This is a genomic window from Nguyenibacter vanlangensis, from assembly GCF_013376155.1.
Classification (GTDB): Bacteria; Pseudomonadota; Alphaproteobacteria; order Acetobacterales; family Acetobacteraceae; genus Gluconacetobacter; species Gluconacetobacter vanlangensis.
Genome location: NZ_JABXXP010000233.1, coordinates 1 through 4,323, shown reverse-complemented (window position 1 = coordinate 4,323; position 4,323 = coordinate 1). Strand labels below are relative to the sequence as shown.

Below are 4,323 nucleotides of genomic sequence, written 5' to 3'. Positions count from 1 at the left end.
CGGCCCCGGCCTGCCAGTCCCGCCGCCGCGCGGGCACAGCACCCCGGACGCGCGGATTTCGAACCCATCCCGCCGGTCCGGCGCAGCCGCCCGCGTAAAGATCTGAAATGGACATTATGTTTCACACGCCGGGAACCCGCCGGTCCCGTCCTCCGCCGGGAACGGGAAATACCTTCGCCGCCGCTCCGCCGGCCGCCCGGAATTCTGGAACAGATGGTCCACTCGCCCGGCATCGGGTCGCACAGGCGTGATCGCACCCGCCGACATCGGCATGCCACCATCCGGCCCGCTCCACGACATGGGAGAAGAGGCGATGATCGATCACGTCTCCATCAGGGTCCGCAGCATCCAGCGCGCACGCGCCTTCTATGACCGGGTCCTGGTGCCGCTGGGCCTGACCTGCACGGTACGGGGCGCCCCCGAATATGCGGGTTACGGCCTCGATGGCCGCGACCCTTTCCTGTGGCTGACCCTGCATGACGGGTCATCGGGCCATATCCAGCTCGCCTTCGCCGCGCCCAGCCGCGCAGCGGTCGAGGATTTCCACGTGGCGGCCCTCGCCGCCGGCGGCCGCGAACGCGCCAGCCCGGGGATGCAGACCGAGGGGGGCCTTCCCTATTTCGCCGCCTCGGTGCTGGACCCGGACCGCCACGAGATCTCGGCCGTCTGCCGCATCGGGCCCTGACTGCCCCGCCTCCCGGCCGCCGACCCACCGCCGATGAAGACCCCTCGCCGGAGCACCGTCACGGGACGATACCACCAGGAAAGAATCAGCCGCCCTGCCGCCGCGGCACACTATGCGTCGCGCGAAAACCGCGTAGCCCAGCGCGATGCGCCGCGTAAATCTGTGCCGGCGTGCTGTCGGCCGCATCCCCTGCCGTGGCGCGCGGCCCAGCCCGCTCTTCAGCGCCCCGGTCTTCAACATCTGGCGGGCACGGACGGGTATCCCGTGTCCCGAGCAATGGCGGAATTGTGAAACGGCCGGAGCCATTCTGGCCGGCAACGGATGGCGTCAGCATTGCTGCTCTCCGAGAAGGTCCCCCCTTGCATGCCGCATCGGGATCGACCTTCACAAAAACTTAAGCACAAACGCCCCTCCGATAAAGCACGGATTTCATCCAGCCGCCCTGCATCCGGAACATGGCGCGCACCGACATCGCTGCCCCCGAAAAGCAAAACCCGCGGCTGCATGCGCAGCCGCGGGTTTCGCCAGGCAGTCAGGCGAAAATCCGGATCAGAAATTCGCGTTGATGCGCCCGTAATAGAAGCCGCCGGTGAACGGAATGCCCGAGGAGTTCTGGTCGTACTGGTTGGCACCCAGATAATTGACAACCAGCGGCAGGCGACGCGGACGGACATTGAAGATGTTGTTCGCGCCGATGGCCACATGCCAGTGACGGTCCACGCGATAGCCCACTTCCAGGTCCGTCAGCCACGCCGGCGTATTGGTAAATTGCAGCCACTGAGTGTTCGAGTAAGCCAGGCTCCCGGCCTGGTCCTCATAGCTCTGCAGCAGCTTGGTTTCGCCGTAGCGGGTCTGGCGCACATTCACGTCCCACTGGCCGACCGTCCAATGGGCCTGCAGGATGATCTTGCTGCGCGGCGACCCGTTGGCCAGGTAGGACGCCGTCTGCGCGTTCAGCGACGGCATGCCGTTGGCCAGCGTGTTGATGTGGCTGACCGTCGTGCGGTTCAGGTTGATTCCCATGCTCAGATCGACATTGCCGTACTCGCCCAGGCGCAGCAGGTAGTCGGACATGATGTCCAGGCCCTGGGTCCGGGTGCTGCCGACATTGGCGAAGTAGTTCACGAACACGTCGGAATTGTTGATGCCCGCCGGCAGCGTCGCCCCGGTCAGGTCGATCGCATCCAGCGCCGGATTGCCGCCGACGGTACCGCTGCCGAAAATCCGGTCACGGATGTTGATCTGATAGACATCGACCGACACGTGCCAGCCATCGACCGGCTCCAGCACCAGACCGGCCTCGGCGCTGGTCGAGCGCTCCGGCTTCAGCGGCAGCGCGCCGACCGACCGGCCGGCCGCGCCGGTGGTCGACAGCAGGCCCGTGGCGCCGGTCGGCGACACGTTCAGGGCGCTGAAATGCTCTTCCGGCAGAGTCGGCGCACGGAAACCGTTGCTGATCGTGCCGCGGATGGCGATGCGGTGGGTGAAGTCATAACGGGTCGAGACCTTGCCGTTCTCGGTATCGCCGAAATCGGTGTAGTGCTCGAACCGTCCCGCGAAATCCAGGTCCCAGTGCGGCAGCGGATGGAAATCGCCATCCAGATAGCCGGCCCAGATGTCACGGCCCCACTTGCCCGCGTTCTGCGGCATCAGGCCGGCATAGCCCTGTGCGCCGCCGAGTTCGTACGAGGGCGGATTGCCCGGCCAGATCTGGTACTGCTCCAGACGGTGCTCGGCGCCGAAGGCCACCGTCACCGGCACGACATTGGCGATCTTCAGCCGGCGGCGGAAATCGGCATTGTTGGTCCACTGCGCCAGCGAATATTGCTCGGCCATCACCGTGGTCGGCGAGAAGCCGGTCTTGGTGTACAGGTTCGGGTTGGCGGTATTCTTGTTGCCGATATCGTCGTCGTCCTGGCCGTATGTCGTGCTGACATCCCAGTCGAAGCCGAGGAAATTATCGCCCTTCAGACCCAGGGTCGCGGCGAAGTCGTTTTCGTCGATCGTCTCCAGCGGCGAGAACCCGTACGGATACAACGCCGGCGCCTTGGTCGGCGTGCGGTAATTCTCATACGCCTCGCTGTGGCGGTGGGCATAGGTGATCTGCCCATATCCCTGCACGCCTTCGGTCAGCGTCTTGCCGAAATCGATCAGCAGGTTCTCGCGCGTCTCCTCCGGCGTGCTCATGATCATGTTGGAATTGCTGGGGAAGTTCACGCCCGGCGTATAATCCACATTGCCCGGCACCGAGCGCAGGTCATGCGCGCCCGGCGGCACCATATGGTCGGCATGCATGACCTGGCCGGCTATATGGACATAGCCGTCGTCGCCGAATCCGAACCCGCCATCGAGATTGGTCTGGTACTGCCAGCCATCGCCGTTATAGGCGTTCGCGCCCGTCTGGCCGCTCAGATTCAGCCCGTGCGCCGTCTTCTTGGTGATGATGTTGACCACGCCCGCGATGGCGTCCGACCCGTACATGGCCGCCGCGCCGTCACGCAGGATTTCGATATGGTCGATCGCGTTCGCCGGCAGCATGTTCAGGTCGACCGGCGTCGATCCCTGCTGCGGGCCCTGGTCGGCATAGATGTTCGCCGTGGTATGGCGGCGCTTGCCGTCCACCAGCACCAGCACTTCGTTCGGGTTCAGGCCGCGCATGCGGATCGACGAGGTCAGCGCCCCGGCGTCGGCGCCCATCGCTTCCTGGGTGATCGACGGGTCCATGCGCGTCAGCGCGTCGGCCAGGTTGACCTGCCCGGTGCGGGTCAGGGTGGCGGCGGAAATCACGGTGATCGGCGCCGTCGAATCGCGCGCATGGCGGTTGAAGGCATGGGTGCCGGTCACGATCACGGCTTCGCCCGAATCAGGCGGCGCATGATAGACGGGCGCCGCAACCGGCGCGACGACGGCGGCAGGAGCAGGACGATTGACGAAATGCGCCCGGGTCGCGGGGCTGACCTGCTGCGCTGACGGCCTGACCTTCTTCTTGGCCTTGCTGACGTGACGATGGGCCGACGCCGCACTCGGGGCGGTGGAGCCGGACGTGGCGCTCTGGGCTAACGCCCCTGAAATATCGCACTGAATTGCCAGGATGGTGGCCGCAATAAGGCTTCGCCTTAGGGTCATTGATGTAACGTGCTCCTGCATACATCATTATTTGAATGGTCCCCAATGGAAACGAAACCGCCCGGGACTTCAATGCCAAAACGCGACCGCACATATCGAATTCGGAATATATGACATTTTTATCACAATCCTCGCGCCGATATCCCGTAACATGTTCATTCAAATCAAATTTTTTCCGAAATTGCTGTTGCAACTCTGACTATTTAAACGGCACGCTTTTTGGAATTTCAGCCTATGAAAGCGGCAATCGGCACGTGTCCATTCCGATCGCCGACCGCAATGGTCCGGGTGGTCGGACATGCTGTTCCAGTTATTCGGCGGGTGCGTGGCAATCCTTTTATGGATGGATCAAATATATTTCATTTACACCATGCAATCAGTACCGGACTGTTCCGATTTCCGCGCGCCATGACCGCCCCGCGCCCATCCGCACGCGCCGCTTTCCGGCGCGGCACAGGGCGGATTGCGGCGCGATCCGCCCCCGGCTTTACTCGTCCCGAGACCGGAGACAC

Annotated in this window: 2 protein-coding genes; one reads left to right on the top strand and one right to left on the bottom strand. The window is 64.0% G+C overall.

Going from position 1 to position 4,323, the window contains the following annotated elements:
• Window positions 1-247 precede the first annotated feature (247 nt).
• The gene (locus HUK84_RS11375) at window positions 248-685 is read left to right on the top strand and encodes a VOC family protein (protein ID WP_317135281.1); all 438 of its coding nucleotides are present in this window, start codon (window positions 248-250) and stop codon (window positions 683-685) included.
• 549 nt (window positions 686-1,234) lie between these two features.
• Here the strand turns inward: HUK84_RS11375 and HUK84_RS11370 are convergent.
• A complete protein-coding gene (locus HUK84_RS11370; RefSeq protein WP_176640398.1) occupies window positions 1,235-3,811 on the bottom strand; it encodes a TonB-dependent receptor plug domain-containing protein in 2,577 nt (858 codons plus the stop codon).
• Between the last annotated feature and the right edge of the window lie 512 nt (window positions 3,812-4,323).